Raw genomic sequence first — 17,608 nt, 5'->3', positions numbered from 1 at the left:
GATAGTGCCGACATGACAGGGCCGCCACAAGAGTAGTGGCGGCCCAAGACTCGCGATTACGCTCCAGTGCGAGGAAGGCCTGGGTGGGTCTTACCTTGCTGGGAGCCGCGACTCGTCGTGACGGCGCTTGGGACGGTTGGCTTCGGTGTGGTTGGCTTCGACGTGGTTGGCTTCGGTGTGGGGGTGCAGGGGTCGACGCTGTGTGATGGATCAAACCGCTTGGCGTCCCTGTCGGGAGCCCACACCGGAAAGCCCTTGGCATCTTTGGAGTAGGTTCCTAGTTCGTCCAGGTCGGCGTCTCCAGGCTTGAGCTCACCGCCCTCGTCGTCATCATCGTCGTAGGCCAGCACAGGGCCGGACTGAATCACCGAGTGCTTTGGTTCAGGCATTGTGGATTGGGCCCCCTTCACGGCCTTCCAGATGGCCTTGTTGAAGACCTGCTCGTCGATGCCATCTTCCTTCGTGGTGTCCTGCTTACCCGATTCCTTCGCCATTGGGGACTTAGAAGTGTTGCGCGTCTTCATGTCGTAGGACGGGCGTGCCGCCTGGTAGGGGGTCAGGTTGGGCTTGTCGGTGAACGCCGCAGACATTGGGGTAGAGAAAGCGTCAAACTGAGTCAGCGGCCCTATACCAAGGATGCCCTCCATAGTGTGCAGCATCGATACGGTTGAATAGAAGGTGGAATCGACGCCGCCAGTGCGGGTGTATGGGCTAATGATCTCCCCGATAGTACGGTGGGCGTCGACGTGGTCGGGGCCATTCTGGGCATCATCTTCAGTAATGAAGATCGCAGTGTCTTTCCAGATGGGAGAATGGGACACTGTCTCGACGAGCTGGCCGATGGCCTGATCATTGTCTGCAACGTAAGCCTGCGGCGTCGGGACACCGGCCTTGGTGGCCTGGGTGTGGTCGTTACCGAGACGAACGAACTGGACCGTCGGTACGCTTCCCTTCGCGACCCGTTCCCTGAAGTCGGACTTCCACTCATCGACACGGGACTTCGGTCCACAGTTTGTGGCCATCGGCGCGAAGGAATGAGCAGAATCCGGGCAGTCTAAGGTCCACCCTATGAAGTTATGATCGGTATTCGGATCAAGGATTTTCTTGTCAGCCCCATGGGCTTTGCCATTCTTGTCGAGTTCAGTGTAAAAGCCGTAATTCCGGAAACTGATGTTGTTTTTTGATAAGTGTTCCCAGAAATATGAGTCGTGTTCTTTCGCGCGGGATTCTGGGTCGTTATTTTCGGCTGGATATGGTGCACCGCGACCTGAGTAGTTTGACGGCCACATCTCTTCTGACCACGGATTTGAGTTGGCTTGCGAGACCCAGTTCCAGCCGTTGGCCGAGACTTCGGCATCGGCATAGAAGTTGTCGAAGGTCGTGAATTGGCGGGCTAGCGCACGGGTATTGGGGGCCGATTCGTCGCCGAAGAGGTTGAGGGAAGGATCAGCGTTACCGCGTCCGTTGGAGCCCAGCTCCTGATCGAAGGTGCGGTTTTCGCGCACGATGTAGATGACGTGCTTGATCTTGCTCGACCTGGTGCCGATACGGTTGGGGACGGCGCTGCTGCGGACGGGATCGTTGGCGGTGTTATTCCTCACGACGGTGGCGGTCTGCGTGGCAAGAGTGCCCGGGTCGGGCTCGTTGACGGTGGAGAGTATGCCCTTGATCATGGATCCGGAGTACTGGTTCTCGGCAGTGCTATGCGGGTCAGTTGGATTCGGGTGACCAGGCCCGTTGTTAGGCCCGGCACCGAGCCCCTTCGCTGAAATGACACTCAGCTTGCCATCGTGGCTGAGGACCTGGGTTGGGTACCAGCCCGTCGGGATGTCCCCGGCAACCTTGCGAGTCGCTGTGTTAATGACGGCAACCTCGTTGTGGCCCGAGTTAGTGACGTAGAGGCGCTTGCCGTCGTCAGAAAGGGCGAGAGCAGTAGGGTTGGCGCCGACCAATGTGGAACCGTCGCGGTTGACCGGGATCGTGGCTGTTTGGCGATGGGATGCGGTATCGACGACCGAGATGGTGTCGGCGTCCCCGTTGGCGACGTAGAGGGTCTTGCCATCGGGAGTCAACACCGATTTGTTGGGGTGGAAACCCACGGTGATCTTGTGCGTGGCCATTGGCTGGGAGCCAGTGATGTCGACCTCGGCGACGTCAGCACCACCTTGGGAAGAGACGAATGCTTTCGTGGAGTCTTTGGAGAGGGTTACCCAGACGGGGCGGTGTCCGATATGTGTCGTCTGAACTTTATTGGTGGCCAGGTCAATGACGGAGACGGCGTCGGCAAGCTGGTCTGCCACGACGAGCCGCTTGCTGTCCTTGGTGACCGTGAGCCCAGCCGGGTACAAATTAACCTTCTTGCGCTTCGGGCTGACGACCGGCATCTGAATGGCGGTAGTTTCCACGAGCTTGCCGCAGTCGAAATGGTACGTGCGGATCTTATGGTTACCGGCGGCGCTGGCATATAGGTGCTTGCCGTCAGGGCTGAAAGCCAACCCCATGTACAGGCTCTCGGGAGACGTATAAGGGATGGTTTGGACGACCTTGCTAGTGGCGGTTTCTATGACCTGCAGGGACTGAGTTCCTTGGCCATCATTGCTGACGACAAGGTATTTACCATCGGGGGACAGGGCCTCATTGAGCGGAAGGTCACCAAGGGTGGTGAGCTTACCGGCCGGCGTCAGCAACTGACCGACGGTGGTGCGGCCGGTAGAACTGGACAGTGGTCCGCCCTGTTCGGGTGGCGGAGCTGCATGAGCTGGGCACAGTGTTGATATTGCGGTAACAGCGGCACACGCTGAGGCAAGACCTCGACGCAACCGTCTAGATACGTGTGCGTTGGCGGGAGCATTCATAGCCCCGAACTTAGAAAGTGGGCGGGGCAGCTGAGTGGCGTGACGGATGCACCTTCAGGGAACTTTGGGTGAACGGACGTGGTGCGGGTCTTCGGCGGGCGAACCTGCGTGGGTTCGCCAGAGGTCAACCTACCCGTAGACTCGAAGACATGGCTGTTTCGGGGGCGAGCACGGAAAAGAAGCTGTACCTGGCTGCGCCGCGTGGATACTGCGCAGGCGTTGATCGCGCGGTGGTGACCGTCGAGAAGGCGCTAGAGGCATACGGTGCGCCGGTATATGTGCGCAAGCAGATTGTTCACAACCGCCACGTCGTTGAGACCTTGGAGGAGCGGGGCGCGATTTTCGTCGACGAACTCGACGAAGTGCCCGATGACGCGCTTGTCGTGTTTTCGGCCCATGGCGTGTCCCCGCAAGTGAAACAAGAAGCCTCAGATCGTGGCCTTCGCACCATTGATGCAACCTGCCCGTTAGTGACGAAGGTGCATCATGAAGCCAAAAGGTTCGCTAACCAGGACACCCAGATCCTTCTCATCGGTCATGCTGGCCACGAGGAGGTAGAAGGGACGACTGGTGAGGCTCCCGAAAACATCACTCTGGTGCAGACTCCTGAGGATGTCGATGGACTTACCTTGGATCGTGACCGTTCCGTGGCATGGTTGTCCCAAACGACACTCAGCGTCGACGAGACGGTAGAAACCGTCGATCGGATTCGCGAACTGTATCCTCAGCTTATTGACCCACCTTCTGACGACATCTGCTACGCGACCCAGAACAGGCAGCATGCTGTCAAGCAGATGGCTCCCAAGTGTGATCTCGTTATCGTGGTGGGATCGAAGAACTCATCGAACACGGGCCGTTTGGTGGAGGTCGCCCTCGAGTCGGGGGCTAAGGCTTCTTACCGCGTCGATAACGCCCGGGAAATTGAGGAGGCTTGGCTCGACGGCGTCTCGAGTATTGGTGTGACCTCGGGGGCGTCGGTGCCAGAGACCCTCGTCCAGGGGGTGCTCGACCTGCTCGCCTCGAAGGGCTGGCCACAGGCTGAGGAAGAGACCATCATTGAAGAATCGTTGTCCTTCGCCCTGCCCCCGCAACTGCGAAAGCGTCGCACCACGACGAGTTGATGTTTGAGGGTTCGCTTAAGGCTCATCCTCAGTGAGTTCCGGAGAGGTGAGGGGGCGCACCGCATCGTCTACCGGAGTTGGGGACGCGAGGGTGTCGGTGGTGACCTCGAGATCTTCGAAACGTCGGGCTTGAACGAGGACTCTCGTCTCTAGGCCGCCTATAGCTGAGTTGTATGCGCGCACCGTTGAGGTCAGGGACCGTCCCATCTTGTCGAGGTTGCTCGCGAGGGTTCCAAGGCGCTTGTGAAGGTCGCGTCCGAGCGCCGCGACGTCCGCCGCAGATCTCGCGACAGCCTCCTGACGCCACGCTAGGGCGACTGTGCGTAGCATCGGAATAAGGACTGACGGGCTAGCTACCACGATCCCGCGTCGATTGGCGTACTCATGAAGGTCGGGCATCTCCTGTAGCGCCGCCTGAAGTAGAGCATCGGAGGGTAGGAAGCACACCACGAATTCGGGGGAATCGAGGTCGGTGCGCCAGTACCCCTTGGCCGATAGCTGATCGATGTGGGTGCGAACATGACGGGCGAAGCGAGCCATCTGGGCGTCGTACTCGTCAGCGTCGTCACACTGCGCGGCATCGAGAAATGCGGCCAGCGGGGTTTTGGCATCGACATGAATGCACCGTCCACCGGAGAGTTTCACCGTCATATCTGGTCGTTGTGGGGTTCCTTGGGCCGTGGTGGTTTGTTGAGTTTGGAAATCACAGTGGTCAAGCATTCCGGCAACTTCGGCGGTACGTTGCAATTGCATCTCGCCCCACGCTCCCCGGACATGAGGCTTGCGCAGGGCGGTGACGAGGCTGGCAGTCTCCTTGCGCAGGCTCTCCCCGGCAGTGCTTACCTCGGCGACCTGTTGACGCAAACTCGCCGTCATAGCGGTTCGCTCATGTTCGACTTCGGCTAGACGTCGGTCCAATCGCTCTAACGCGAGAGATACCGGCGCTAGTAATCGCTGGGCGTCGCTTATGGTCCGCTGGGCCGACCGGGCAGCGCGCTCGTCCTGGTCAGCCATGGTTTGAGCCGACAGTGCCTTGAATTGAGTGGCCAGCGCGTCACGATCGGTAGCGATTTTCTCGGCCGCCTCCAGCCGTTCAGTGGCGATGCGTGCCGCAGAGGTGGCTTCGGTGACGCGCTGGGAGGCGCGTAACTGCGCGAAAAGCCATCCCAGGGCCACACCGATGATGAGCCCAATGAGCCCAACCACGAGATTCGTCATGCCATGAGAATCCCAGCAAGGGCCGACATGTTGGGTACGAGTGGTGTTCCGTCGTCTGGAACAGCCGGTGATGGTTGAATGGTCGGCATGGCTGACATGTGCGTTCCGACGGCGGATCACGTCCGCGACATCATCTCCTTCGTGGAGGCGTCTCCCACTTCGTACCATGCTGCGGCGGAGGTGGCGCGGCGCCTGGAGCAGGCCGGGTTCCAGTGTCTCGAGGAAACTGACGCGTGGCCGTCAGTTGAGGGACGCCGCTACGTGGTGCGGGACGGGGCTGTCATCGCCTGGATCACCCCGGACGTGGTGACCTCACAGCTGGGGGTGAGGATCGTTGGGTCCCATACCGACTCTCCGTCTTTCAAGCTCAAACCAAACGCTACTGTTACCAATCAGGGCTGGCAGCAGGTTGGCATGGAGGTCTACGGCGGTGGCCTATTAAACTCCTGGCTCGATCGTGATCTCGGCCTGTCTGGGCGACTAGTTACTCGTGACGGGCAGATTCACTTGGTGCGAACCGGTCCGATTTTGCGCATCAGCCAGCTTGCGCCGCATCTGGATCGCACCGTCAACGAGGACCTCAAGCTGGATCGCCAGCGTCATCTCATGCCTATTCTCTCAGTGGGGAGACCGAACCTTGACGTCGAGGACCTGCTGTGTGAGGCGGCAGGGATCGAGCGTAAGGACCTGGCTTTCCACGACATTTTCGCCTATCTGACTCAGCCTCCGGCCGTCATCGGCCCCTACGGGGAATTCCTGGCCAGCCAGCGCATGGACAATCTCTCGTCGGTTCATTCCTCGGTAGCGGCATTTGTTGACGTCAAGCCGACGGACGACGTGGCGGTTATGGCATGTTTCGATCATGAGGAGGTTGGCTCGGCGACAAGGTCGGGAGCCTGTGGGCCGTTCCTCGAAGACATCTTGGTGCGCATTGCTGAAGGACTCGGGATGACCGGCGCGGCATACCGAGCAATGATTGCCAGGTCCTCATGCGTGTCGTCGGATGCTGGGCATGGCGTGCATCCCAATTACGTAGAGAAATTTGACCCGGCGAATCACCCGCTGCTCAACGAGGGGCCGCTGCTCAAGATCAATGCTAACCAGCGCTATGCCACTGATGGGGTGGGCGGGGCTTTGTGGCAGCGCGCGTGCGCCGCAGCCGGAGTGCCAACCCAGGACTTCGTATCGAATAATTCAGTGCCATGCGGCTCTACGATCGGCCCGCTGACGGCGACGAGGCTCGGCATGTTGACAGTTGACGTCGGTGTGCCGCTGATGTCGATGCATTCCACACGTGAACTTGCCGGTACGGCTGACCTTGTGTACCTATCCAAGGCGTTGGGGGCCTACTGGGCTGGAGCTTGAGCCGATTCACAGGCATGTCTCAGGCGCATCGGTCGGCATGAACTGCCTCCACCGTTTCCCTATAGAGCGTTGGGGTGAGTTGGGCGCGGAACGGTAGAGTGGCCAACCGTGGCACTTACGATTGGAATCGTCGGTCTTCCCAATGCCGGCAAGTCGACTCTGTTCAACGCGCTGACCAAGAATGACGTCTTGGCGGCGAACTACCCCTTCGCGACCATCGAGCCGAATGTTGGCGTGGTTGGGGTGCCGGACAAGCGCCTTGAGGTGTTGACGCAGATGTACCATTCTGCGAAGACCATTCCTGCGACAGTGTCTTTCGTCGACATTGCTGGAATCGTCAAGGGCGCCAGCAAGGGTGAGGGGATGGGCAACGAGTTCCTCTCTAACATTCGTGAGGCCGACGCTATCTGCCAGGTGACGAGGTGCTTTGCCGACGACGACGTGACCCATGTCAACGGTCACGTCGATCCCTCCGACGACATTGAGACCATCACCACAGAGCTCGTCCTGGCCGACTTGCAGACTATGGAGAAGCAGCTCCCTAAGCTGCAAAAGGAAGCCGCGATCAAGAAAGAGTCTCGTCCCAAGGCTGAGGCCTGGGAGCAGGCTAAAGCAGTGCTCGAAGAGGGCAGGACGATCTTCTCGGCCGGGCTGGACCCCGAGCCGTTGCACGACCTATTCCTGCTGACGAGCAAGCCCTTCATCTACGTCTTCAACTGTGATCAGGACCAGTTGGTTGATGGCGATTTCATGACGCGAATGGCCGACCTCGTCGCCCCCGCCGAGGCGATTTTCTTGGATGCTGAATTTGAAGCAGAATTAGCCGAGATGGAGCCTGAAGAGGCCGCCGAGTTCCTGGCTGACGCCGGAATCGACGAGCCCGGCCTTGACAAGCTGGCCCGTGTCGGCTTTGACACTCTCGGTTTGCAAACCTTCTTGACCGCGGGGGAGAAGGAATCCCGCGCGTGGACGATTCATAAGGGAGACACCGCTCCGCAGGCTGCTGGCGTCATTCACACCGACTTTCAGAAGGGGTTTATTAAAGCCCAGGTGGTGTCCTTTGATGACCTTGTCGAATTTGGTGGCGAAAAAGAGGCCCAGGCAGCCGGCAGGTTGCGGCTCGAAGGCAAGGACTACGTCATGCAAGACGGTGACGTGGTCGAGTTCAGGACGGGTCTGACGTCTGGTGGAAAGAAGTGAGTGCCACGATGACCGCTGTCATTGACACGCATGCCCATGTCTATCCCGACCACTGGCTCGATCTGCTGGAGGAGCTTGGCACCGACCCAGCTACTACGCGGATCGCCCGGGGCCTGCACGCCGGAGACGACGAGGCCGACATTTCCCGGCGCCTGGCCATGATGGATGCTGCCGGCGTGCGCGTGCAGGTGCTGTCCGCCACACCGCAGGTGCCTGTCCTTGACAATGCTGACGATGCCTCTTCCGCAGCCCGTTACATCAATGATGCCTACGCTGCACTCGTCGCGCGTCATCCTGACCGTTTCATTGCACACGCCACCTTGCCCCTGCCGCACGTCGCCGGATCGTTGGACGAGATCGCCCGTGCGTTCGACGAGCTGGGATTCCGGTCGGTCGCTCTCAACACCTTCGTCGGTGCCGACGGGTCCTTGGCCGATCCCGCACTAGAGCCAATATTCGCCGAACTCGACCGTCGTCGCGCGATCGTCTACCTGCACCCGGCTGGCCTCGCAGCCGGAGCGGCATCCATCGCCGACCACGGTCTGATCTGGGTCAATGGCGCACCGATGGAAGATGCCATCGCCACATTGCAGTTGCTCAAGGCTGACGTGCCCGACCGGCACTCGCACATTCGCTTCCACATTGCGCATCTGGGCGGCGACCTGCCGTTCCTTGCGCAGCGTCTGGAGGACAACTATGACGACTGGGGTTCGTTTGCTCGCTCGCCACGTGAGAGCCTGCGGCGGATGTGGTTTGACGCCGCCAACTTTTTCACTCCCAGTCTGCGTCTTGCGCTGGAGGTCTACGGCGATGGCCACGTCATGATGGGCTCTGACTTCCCGTATTTCCAGGATGCCAAGTACACCCGCGCTGTAACCTACATCAACGACCTTGCCGACTTAAGCGTCGGTGCCGAGGTCATCGACAACGTGTTGCGCCGGAACGCTGAGCAGCTCTATGGTGAGCTTTTGCCTCGCTGAAGATCGGCCTTAGCTCGATTTCGGTATAGCCCGTATTTCGCCCTTCCTGCGTTGGGAGGATAGGGGATTGATCGGTATTGATAAGACGGTGGTGTCTGATCTAACCTGACCGTCAGTACCCACCTCGCGGACTGCAGCGCTTGGGCTCGCGAATGAGTTCTGAGGCTGGCGATGAGTCGGGCTATGCCGGTGGCATTAGCGGCGAGGTCTAAGTGCCGCTCATCCAACCATGACAGGCGCGGCCTGGCATGTTTCTCATCGTTCCAGAGGAGGAGACCTCGATGGCTATTCAGCTCGATCCCCGTACCGCCCTCATTGTCGTTGATCTGCAGAAGGGCATTTTGGCCATGACTCCGGCCGATGCCGTCGCAGATCTGGTGCAGGCGAACACTCGTCTAGCTGATGCTTTCCACGCCGCCGGGTTACCCGTCGTATGGGTGCATGCCACCGGCCTGCCCCCTGGTCGCGTTGCTCGTCCCGTCCCCGAACCAGACGAGCTGCCTGCCGACTTCACTGTCTTGCACGATGACTTGCCGGTGGCTGGCAGCGATATTCACCTGGGTAAACCGCGCACGATGAGTTCGTTCGCTCGCACGGACCTTGCCGAGCAGTTACGCAACCGTGGCATCACCCAGGTCGTCGTCACCGGCATCGCAACTGGTGCTGGCGTTGAGAGCACCGCGCGCAGCGCCTATGACGAGGGTTTCCACGTCATCGTCGTGAGCGATGCCACCCTGGATGGCAATCTGGCGCGCCATAGCGCGACTCTCCAGGAGGCGATCCCTAGTATCGGCTACGTCGCCAGTACTGACGAGATCGTTGCCGCATTGCCGCGCTGAACTTGTCTGGCTGGTCGCCCGGCCAGCCGCGACGCGTAGAGGGGTATGTACCCTACCTTTCTGTGATGCGCCGTTGTCGTGCAACCTGTTCGGACATGACGAGGCCGAATATCACGAGTATGGCCAAATACAGCGGCAGGACCCACAGCCCGGATCCGGCCGAGATCGTCCCGAATAGCGGGGGAGCAAGCGTTGTCCCAACGTACGCCGCAGCCATCTGGATGCCGATAATCGCTTGAGAGTTCTGCGCACCGAAGGTGGCTGGGGTGGAGTGGATAATGGCTGGATATATCGGCGCGGATCCGACACCTGCGATTACCAAACCTGCCAGAGCACCCCATGACGGCACACCGGGTAGCCCTACGAGGATGACGCCGACACCTACTGCGGTGAATCCGCCGCGCACGAGCATCCTGTCGCCGAGATGTTCTGCTACGAATCCGGCTAGGAATCGGCCAATGGTGACTCCCAAGACGTAGAGGGATGCGAATGCTGCGGCGGTTGTACCGTCTATTCCTCGCACTGACACCAGGTACGACGCTGCCCACAGCATTGACGTACTCTCGATGGCGCAGTACGAAAAGAAGGCTCCCAGAATGGCGGGAACTCCTGGGATAGCTATCGCTGTGCGTATCGGCGTTCGGGGCAATCTTGCCGAGGCGCCGTCGCTGGTTGTGCGCGTCTTGCCCCACAACGGAAGGCTGGCGGTGAGGATGGCCGTCAGTACGGCTTGTAGAATTCCGACGGTGCGGTAGGCCGATGGCCACCCATGGCCGGCACCTAGCGCGTAGCTCATAATGAACGGGCTGATTGACGCTCCGAGACCCCAAAAACCGTGCAGCCAGTTCATGTGTCGAGCGGTGTAATGCAGCGCTGCATAGTTGTTGAGTGCAGCGTCGACCGTTCCGGCCCCTAGCCCGTAGGGAATCGACCACAGACACAGCATCCAGAACTGCGTCGATAATGAGAAACCAAAGAGCGCGACGGCTGTCACTGCCACACTTGCCGCCGTTACTCGTCCTGGGCCGAAGCGGTGAGTCAATCGGTCGGACATCAGGCTCGAGATGATGGTCCCGGCTGCGATAATAAAGGTGATGAAACCGGCAAAGGACATCGGGACGTCAAGGCTGTCATGCATAGCCGGCCATCCGGCACCGACGAGCGAGTCGGGTAGCCCCAGGCTAATGAACGCCAGGTAGATGATGGCCAGGAGGAGCATATGCACGATTGAGGGGCCTTTCGTCATCTCTCAACGAGGGTTCGAGCACAGCTCGTCAATCTCAATCTGGCAGTTATCTAATCCTACGGGGTACGTCATTCGAGCTGGGCCGCCAGGTTGTCGAGGAAAGCTTTAACTCGGGCCAGTTCCCGTGGCGGAGCCGGATACAACGCAAGCATCTGTTCAGGGAAACTCGCCGCTTGGTGACGCAGGGTGCGGCCCGCCTCGGTGAGGCTGATAACACGCCGCCTCTCGTCGTTATTGCTCCACGTCCGGGTGATGTAACCAGCCTGCTCCAAACGGCGCAGCAGGGGCGTCAGGGTGCCACTGTCGAGGTGCAGCCGCGTCCCGATGTCGTTGACGCCGACAGTGTCGTCAGCGTGCCAGAGCACCAGCATGACCAGGTATTGGGGATAGGTGAGGCCGATTCCCTCTAGCAGCGGGCGGTAGGCGCGCGTCACTGCCCTGCTTGCCCGGTAGAGGGAAAAGCAGAACTGATGATCGAGGTCGAGCGTCTGGTGTGGCACGTCAGAAGGATACAGGATGCACAATAAAATTGTGTACAACTTAATTGTGAGCTATGTTTCGTTGTGGGGCTGCCCGACAGGATCGGCAGCCGATATCCCCTCAGCGAGCAAGGAGAAACCATGATTGACATCGAGCCCCTCTACACCATCGAGGCGATCGCTACTGGTGCTGGCCGAAACGGTCACGTCCAGAGCGCCGACGGGCGTGTGTCCGAGGACTTAGCCATTCCCGTCGAGATGGGCGGCACCGGCAAGGGTGCGAACCCAGAAGAGCTGTTTGCTGCCGGTTATGCGGCCTGTTTCCATTCCGCATTGCAGATGGTCGCCCGCGAAGCAAAGAAGAAGCTTGGCGACTCTTCTGTGGGTGCGCGGGTCTCGATCGGTAAGGCTGGTGAAGGCTTTGGCCTCGCTGTTGCTCTGGAGGTCGTCGTCCCGGATTTGCCGCACGACGAGGCTCAGGAACTCGCTGATAAGGCCCACCAGGTGTGTCCTTACTCGAATGCCACGCGGGGCAACATTCGCGTTGACGTCACTGTTGTTGACGACTGACCCCGTCGCGGTGGTCCTGGGGCTTATGCCCTGGGACACCCGCCGCCATGGTGGAACGTCACGCTTCCATGGCTCCACTTTGAACCGTCGAACCCACGACAACGGAGGCAACATTGACTAAGTACCGTACCGAGGACCCCACGACGGGCGAGCTGATTCACAACTGGACGTCCATCAGCAGTGATGAGATCAGCGCAATGATTGATGCTGCCGACAAGGCTTTCACGGCATGGCGGCGTACATGCATTGAGGAGCGCGCTGGCGTCCTTGCCAAGACTGCTGGACTATTTCAGAAAAGGGCCGAGGAGCTCGCCCAAATTGCGGCCACGGAGATGGGCAAGCCCGTGCGTCAAGGCATCCGCGAAATTCAGCTGGTCTCCCAGATTTTTGACTACTACGCGGAGCACGCCGCCCTCCTCATGGCTGATGACGTCTTGCCGAGTCAGGGAGCGAATTCCTCGCGCGTCGAAAAGGAGCCATTAGGTGTTCTGCTTGGCGTCATGCCGTGGAACTTTCCCTACTATCAGCTCGCACGATTCATCGCCCCCAATCTGGTTCTTGGCAACACGTTGTTACTGAAGCCGGCCTCGATCTGCGCTGCCTCCGCCCTCAAAATGGAAGAGCTACTCGGCGAGGCTGGTTTACCGAGGAATGTCTACCAGACGATTCTGGCGGATAGTTCTCAGATCGAAGGCATCATTGCGGACCCGCGGGTGCGCGGTGTGTCTCTGACGGGCAGCGAAGCGGCTGGTGCTTCGGTTGCGGCTGCAGCCGGCAAGCATTTAAAGAAGGCTGTGCTGGAGCTCGGTGGCTCCGACCCGTTGATCGTTCTGGGCGGCGATATTGACGCGGTAGCAGATTCCGCAGCGCGGGCGCGGTTGAGTAATGCCGGCCAGGTGTGCAACTCGCCGAAGCGCATGATCGTCGTTGACGAGTTCTACGACACCTTCGTCAACAGGCTTGCGGCTGATTTCTCGGCGGCGGTTGTGGGAGATCCCCGTGACGAAGCTACTGACGTAGGTCCGATGTCGAGCATCGACGCGCGTGATGAACTCATGAGGCTGGTCGATGATGCAGTAGACCACGGCGCGAATGTCGTCGTCGGTGGTCACCCGCGCCCAGGAGCCGGCGCCTTCATGGAGGCGACCATCCTTACCGGCGTGACTCGCGAGATGCGAGCCTGGTCGCAGGAATTATTCGGGCCGGTCGCCGTCGTGTATCGCGTAGCAGACGTCGATGAAGCTGTTGAGCTGGCTAACGAGAGTACCTTCGGCTTGAGTGGATCGGTGTGGTCTGACGACCTCGACCTTGCGGAGGCTACTGCGCGTCGTCTCAATGTGGGCATGACCTACGTCAATGAGCACGGTACAAGCCTTGCTGGCTTACCCTTTGGGGGCGTTGGCCGTTCCGGCTTCGGTCGTGAGCTGGGGACGTACGGCGTCGACGAGTTCGTCAACAAGCGCCTTCTGCGGGTGTCTAACCCGGTATCGGCCGCCCGGTAAGAGGTGCCTTGATATGCCGCTAGCGAGCACGCTAGCGGCATCACGCTATGACACTGTGAAAGGAAAAACACCTATGTCGCGAGTATTGATGATCCTCACCTCCCATGACCAGCTAGGTGATACTGGCCGCAAGACGGGATTCTGGCTTGAGGAATTTGCCTCCCCCTACTACGTGTTCCGTGACGCTGGACACGACATCACTGTGGCCTCACCGAAGGGTGGACAGCCGCCCATCGATCCAACGAGCTCGTTGCCACAGATGCAGACTGATGCTACCCGTCGTTTCAATGGCGACGAGCAGGCCAAAGCCGTTCTGGCGGCCACTACGCCGCTATCAGACGTTGATGTCACCACATTCGACGCGGTGTTCTACCCAGGGGGCCATGGCCCGCTATGGGACCTGGCCAATGATCCGAAGTCACACCAGATCATCCTGGATAGCGATGCAGTAGGACGGCCACTAGGCCTGGTGTGTCACGCTCCTGGCGTGCTGCACGCTGTCAAGAAGCACGATGGCACGCCGTTCGTCGCTGATCGATCAGTCACCGGCTTTACTGACGGCGAAGAGGAGGCTGCTGGCCTGACCGACGTCGTCCCCTTCCTCGTCGAGGACGCCCTCAAGGACGCCGGAGCGCGGTACAGCAAGGGTCCTGACGGTGAGTGCTATGTCGTGGTCGACAAGACACTGGTCACTGGTCAGAACCCGGCTTCATCCGCTGCAACAGCTCAACGTCTGCTCGCCTTGTTGCCTCACTGATTTGTCGGACGAGCTGCTCGGGCCCGCAAGATGGTATGTCATCCGGCGGGCCCTGTTGCGGCGGGTCCTCAGAAAATCAGTCGACGATCTGCGGTGAGGCGCTGTCAATGACGATGCGGCATGAGAATTCCTGCAGATCCCGGCGATCCTTGAGCAGCCGTGTTGGGCGTCGTATGCCTGACAGGGTGAATGCCAGACGTGTGTAGCTGCACGTGGGTTGGTGGGTGTAGCTCTGTCTTCCGCAATGGGCTTTCAGTGACATGACTCACACTATTCAGATCCATGTGTGATGAATATTGATTAACGATGGGATGAGAATATCCATACCTCATGCATAGGATTGGAGCGTAACTCTCATGCCTCGCGGGTTACGACTGCATGTATTTTTATGTGGAGTAATAGTTTTAAAATCCCAGTTGAAGACCGCGGTAGTCGGTGGGATTTTTGATGCTTGACGTTGCCGTATGCCCTTCTTAGCCTTGCTCTTGGTCAGGTGATTCGCCCGCTGACTGTCGCAACAATGGTGATGTGGCGAAAGATTATGAGGGGGATATGGCTGCGCAAGTCGCTGACGCAGCGAGCGGGGTAGCTCCGGTAGATGGCGGTAGTGAAGTCGGGAAATTATCATTTCCTGCAATGTTGGCACTTGTTGTCGGCTCTATGATTGGGGGAGGCATATTCTCCCTTCCGCAGAATATCGCTGCTGCTGCAAGTCCGGGGCCTATGCTTATTGGTTGGGTGATTACCGGGATCGGTATGATCTGCCTTGCCATGGTTTATCAGAAACTGGCTATTCGTCGTCCAGACTTGGACAATGGTATTTATGCCTATGCGAAGGCCGGATTTGGTGATTTTGCCGGGTTTAACTCGGCGTGGGGGTATTGGTTGTCTGCCCTCATTGGAAACGTCGGCTACCTGGTACTGCTGTTTTCTACAATAGGAAAATTCGTGCCAGCGCTTGCTGGGGGTAACACTATTTGGGCAGTGCTTGGAGCGTCAGTCCTGCTCTGGTTAACTCATGCTTTTGTTTTGGCTGGTATTCGCACCGCTGCGTTTGTTAACACTATTACGACGATCGCCAAAATTGTTCCGCTGGTAACGTTCCTTGTCATCTGTGCTGTCGCGTTCGATGTTGGCGTATTTAGCGAGGACTTCTGGGGATCCAGCGCGGGTCTGGGAAGCATCTTTTCTCAGACCAAGAATATGATGCTCGTCACAGTGTGGGTGTTTATTGGGATAGAAGGGGCATCGATCTATTCAAAGCGGGCCCGCAAGCGCTCTGATGTCGGCAAAGCGACGATCGCCGGTTTCCTTACCGTGCTTGTCCTCTTGATTGGCGTCAACCTGCTGAGCATGGGCATTATGCGTCGTGCTGAGCTTGCTGGACTTCCTGATGCCTCCATGGGAGATGTTTTATCGGCCGTTGTGGGTCCCTGGGGTTCGATCTTTGTGAGCGTAGGTGTCATCATCTCGCTTCTTGGCGCCCTGCTCGCGTGGATTCTGTTGTGCGGCGAAACTATGCAGGTGCCAGGTGAAGATGGCACTATGCCGAGGTTGTTCGGGCGGATGAACAAGCACGAGGCTCCAGCTCCTGCCCTGTGGATTACCAATGCTATTTCTCAAGCCTGTCTGCTGCTAACTGTCCTATGGGATGGTGCCTATCTCGTCATGGCCACTCTTGCAGCCGCCCTCATTCTGGTGCCATATCTGCTATCTGCGGCTTTTGCTTTCAAGCTCGTCATTACGGGTGAGACGTACGGCAATGATTCGACATCACGTCGAGTCCGTGACGCGGTGGTAACCGGCGTCGCAACGCTCTATGGTATCTGGCTGTTGCTGGCTGCTGGAATTGACGCGCTGATGTTCGCCGCGCTGCTCTACCTGCCTGGAGTTGCAGTGTTTATCTGGGCTAAAAAGGAGCAGAAGGCTAAGCGGATATTCAAGCCTTATGAGATTATCATCCTCGCCCTTCTGATTGCGGTTTCAGTAATTGCGATAATACTCATAGCCACAGGGCGATTGACATTAGGGTAAGTGATGTGATCTCTCGGTGTGTGAGTGCGGGAATAATTGATCTCGATAGGTTGCAAATAAAGAACATAGGGTAACGTCGCGACGCTGCTCTCGTTGCCCCAAGAGGATCTGATCCTCTACTATGAAAGGTTGAACAATAATGACTCAGATTGGTGCATGGTCAGAGGTAGGGAAACTTCGTGAAGTGATGGTGTGCGAGCCGCGCTTGGCACATCGTCGACTGACACCAAGTAACTGCAGAGAGCTGCTTTTTGACGATGTTTTGTGGGTTGATAAGGCACAAGAAGATCATCGAAACTTTGTGACGAAGATGCGTGATCGTGGAATTGTTGTTCACGAAATGCATACCCTGCTGTCTGAGGTGCTTGACATTCCCGAGGGGCGCGCATGGGTACTTGACCACAAATTGTCCCCCAACGCGGTTGGGCTTGGTGTTGACAAGGATGTTCGTGCCTGGCTCGATGACATGCCCTCAGATACCTTGGCTGAGCATCTCATTGGTGGAGTGGCATATGGAGAGGTTCCCGCCGAGAGGCGTAAGCATGTGCTGGGTGCGCTTATCAAAGCTCATGACGAAAACCAGTTTCTCATTCCGCCATTGCCGAATACCCAATTCACTCGTGACACCACGGCGTGGATCTTCGGAGGCGTAACCCTCAATCCAATGCGGTGGCCAGCGCGTCAGCACGAGACGGTTTTGGCGAGTGCGATTTACGCGTACCATCCTGCGTTTGTCGAGCGTGACTTTAAGGTCTGGTATGGCCGCGCCGAGGGTGATCATGGTATGTCCACCCTTGAAGGTGGTGACATCATGCCAGTCGGCAATGGCACAGTATTGATTGGGATGGGTGAGCGGTCATCGTGGCAGGCGATCACCCAGCTAGCTCGTGCATTATTCGTTAATCATGCGGCGCGCAGAATAATCGTCGCGGCTATGGCGCCGGATCGGTCATCTATGCACCTCGACACGGTGTTTAGCTTCTGTGATGTCGATTTGGTTACTCTTTATAAGCCAGTGGTCGATACCATCACGTCCTTGGTGTTGGAGCCGAGTAATGAGGAATCGGGATTCTCGGTGCGAGTCTATGACGGTCACTTCACCGATATTGTGGCAAGTTCGCTGGGTCTGGATGGTTTGCGTACTGTCGAGACTGGTGGTGATCGCTGGGAGGCCCAGCGCGAGCAATGGGATGATGGGAATAATGTGGTAGCTCTTGAACCAGGTGTTGTCGTGGGCTACGACCGCAATGTGGAGACGAATGCCTTACTCGCTGATGCCGGTGTCGAGGTCATCCAGATCCAAGCAGCTGAGCTGGGGCGCGGGCGAGGCGGCGGTCATTGCATGACGTGCCCGATTACTCGTGATCCTGTCAATTATTGATCGGTTCTGTGTAAGAATATATATCGTGTGTCCTATAGGTGGGCACTTTCTGAAAGGAGTA

14 protein-coding genes are annotated in these 17,608 nt (G+C 58.4%); 10 read left to right on the top strand and 4 right to left on the bottom strand.

Annotation, left to right across the window (positions count from 1 at the left end; translation table 11 throughout):
* Positions 1 to 56: 56 nt before the first annotated feature.
* Complete coding sequence (locus tag FYJ43_RS11735) at positions 57 to 2,855, bottom strand: bifunctional YncE family protein/alkaline phosphatase family protein (RefSeq protein WP_326833628.1); 2,799 nt, start codon at positions 2,853 to 2,855, stop codon at positions 57 to 59.
* A 149-nt stretch (positions 2,856 to 3,004) separates the two neighbouring features.
* Here FYJ43_RS11735 and FYJ43_RS11730 point away from each other — a divergent pair, with 149 nt between their 5' ends.
* Positions 3,005 to 3,976: a 4-hydroxy-3-methylbut-2-enyl diphosphate reductase gene (locus tag FYJ43_RS11730; RefSeq protein WP_154565092.1), complete on the top strand. Its 972-nt coding sequence runs from the start codon at positions 3,005 to 3,007 to the stop codon at positions 3,974 to 3,976.
* Between the two features lie 15 nt (positions 3,977 to 3,991).
* Here FYJ43_RS11730 and rmuC read toward each other — a convergent pair whose 3' ends face one another.
* A complete protein-coding gene (gene rmuC / locus FYJ43_RS11725; protein ID WP_154565090.1) occupies positions 3,992 to 5,194 on the bottom strand; it encodes a DNA recombination protein RmuC in 1,203 nt (400 codons plus the stop codon).
* Positions 5,195 to 5,272: 78 nt separating this feature from the next.
* Between rmuC and FYJ43_RS11720 the strand changes: the two genes are divergently transcribed.
* The 4 genes from FYJ43_RS11720 to FYJ43_RS11705 all read left to right on the top strand — a co-directional run bounded on the left by FYJ43_RS11720 (position 5,273) and on the right by FYJ43_RS11705 (position 9,578).
* A complete protein-coding gene (locus FYJ43_RS11720) occupies positions 5,273 to 6,559 on the top strand; it encodes a M18 family aminopeptidase (RefSeq protein ID WP_154565088.1) in 1,287 nt (428 codons plus the stop codon).
* A 108-nt stretch (positions 6,560 to 6,667) separates the two neighbouring features.
* Positions 6,668 to 7,759 carry a redox-regulated ATPase YchF gene (gene ychF / locus FYJ43_RS11715; protein ID WP_326833627.1) on the top strand — a complete coding sequence of 364 codons (1,092 nt, stop codon included), beginning with the start codon at positions 6,668 to 6,670 and terminating at the stop codon, positions 7,757 to 7,759.
* Complete coding sequence (locus tag FYJ43_RS11710; protein WP_326833626.1) at positions 7,756 to 8,739, top strand: amidohydrolase family protein; 984 nt, start codon at positions 7,756 to 7,758, stop codon at positions 8,737 to 8,739. The genes ychF and FYJ43_RS11710 overlap by 4 nt, the downstream gene beginning before the upstream one ends.
* Before the next feature lie 248 nt (positions 8,740 to 8,987).
* Positions 8,988 to 9,578 carry a cysteine hydrolase family protein gene (locus FYJ43_RS11705; RefSeq protein ID WP_154565086.1) on the top strand — a complete coding sequence of 197 codons (591 nt, stop codon included), beginning with the start codon at positions 8,988 to 8,990 and terminating at the stop codon, positions 9,576 to 9,578.
* A gap of 52 nt (positions 9,579 to 9,630) precedes the next feature.
* Here the strand turns inward: FYJ43_RS11705 and FYJ43_RS11700 are convergent, their stop codons facing one another.
* Together FYJ43_RS11700 and FYJ43_RS11695 are read right to left on the bottom strand one after the other, a co-directional pair.
* Entirely contained in the window at positions 9,631 to 10,797 is a 1,167-nt protein-coding gene (locus FYJ43_RS11700) for an MFS transporter (RefSeq protein WP_154565178.1), read from the bottom strand.
* Positions 10,798 to 10,892: 95 nt separating this feature from the next.
* On the bottom strand, positions 10,893 to 11,324 hold the full coding sequence (locus FYJ43_RS11695) for a MarR family winged helix-turn-helix transcriptional regulator (RefSeq protein WP_326833625.1): 432 nt from the start codon (positions 11,322 to 11,324) through the stop codon (positions 10,893 to 10,895).
* Positions 11,325 to 11,444: 120 nt separating this feature from the next.
* On the opposite strand from FYJ43_RS11695, the gene FYJ43_RS11690 reads away from it, so the two are divergent.
* The 5 genes from FYJ43_RS11690 to FYJ43_RS11670 all read left to right on the top strand — a co-directional run bounded on the left by FYJ43_RS11690 (position 11,445) and on the right by FYJ43_RS11670 (position 17,547).
* Complete coding sequence (locus tag FYJ43_RS11690) at positions 11,445 to 11,873, top strand: organic hydroperoxide resistance protein (RefSeq protein WP_154565084.1); 429 nt, start codon at positions 11,445 to 11,447, stop codon at positions 11,871 to 11,873.
* A 113-nt stretch (positions 11,874 to 11,986) separates the two neighbouring features.
* Entirely contained in the window at positions 11,987 to 13,375 is a 1,389-nt protein-coding gene (locus FYJ43_RS11685) for an NAD-dependent succinate-semialdehyde dehydrogenase (protein WP_154565082.1), read from the top strand.
* Positions 13,376 to 13,448: 73 nt separating this feature from the next.
* Positions 13,449 to 14,132 carry a type 1 glutamine amidotransferase domain-containing protein gene (locus tag FYJ43_RS11680; RefSeq protein ID WP_154565080.1) on the top strand — a complete coding sequence of 228 codons (684 nt, stop codon included), beginning with the start codon at positions 13,449 to 13,451 and terminating at the stop codon, positions 14,130 to 14,132.
* A 552-nt stretch (positions 14,133 to 14,684) separates the two neighbouring features.
* Entirely contained in the window at positions 14,685 to 16,166 is a 1,482-nt protein-coding gene (locus FYJ43_RS11675) for a basic amino acid/polyamine antiporter (protein ID WP_154565174.1), read from the top strand.
* Positions 16,167 to 16,302: 136 nt separating this feature from the next.
* A complete protein-coding gene (locus FYJ43_RS11670; RefSeq protein ID WP_326833630.1) occupies positions 16,303 to 17,547 on the top strand; it encodes an arginine deiminase in 1,245 nt (414 codons plus the stop codon).
* The last annotated feature ends 61 nt before the right edge of the window (positions 17,548 to 17,608 follow it).

The organism is Cutibacterium porci (assembly GCF_009696315.1).
Classification (GTDB): domain Bacteria; phylum Actinomycetota; class Actinomycetes; order Propionibacteriales; family Propionibacteriaceae; genus Cutibacterium; species Cutibacterium porci.
The sequence above is the reverse complement of the archived record's forward strand: the minus strand, read 5'-3'. Positions and strand labels throughout refer to the sequence as shown.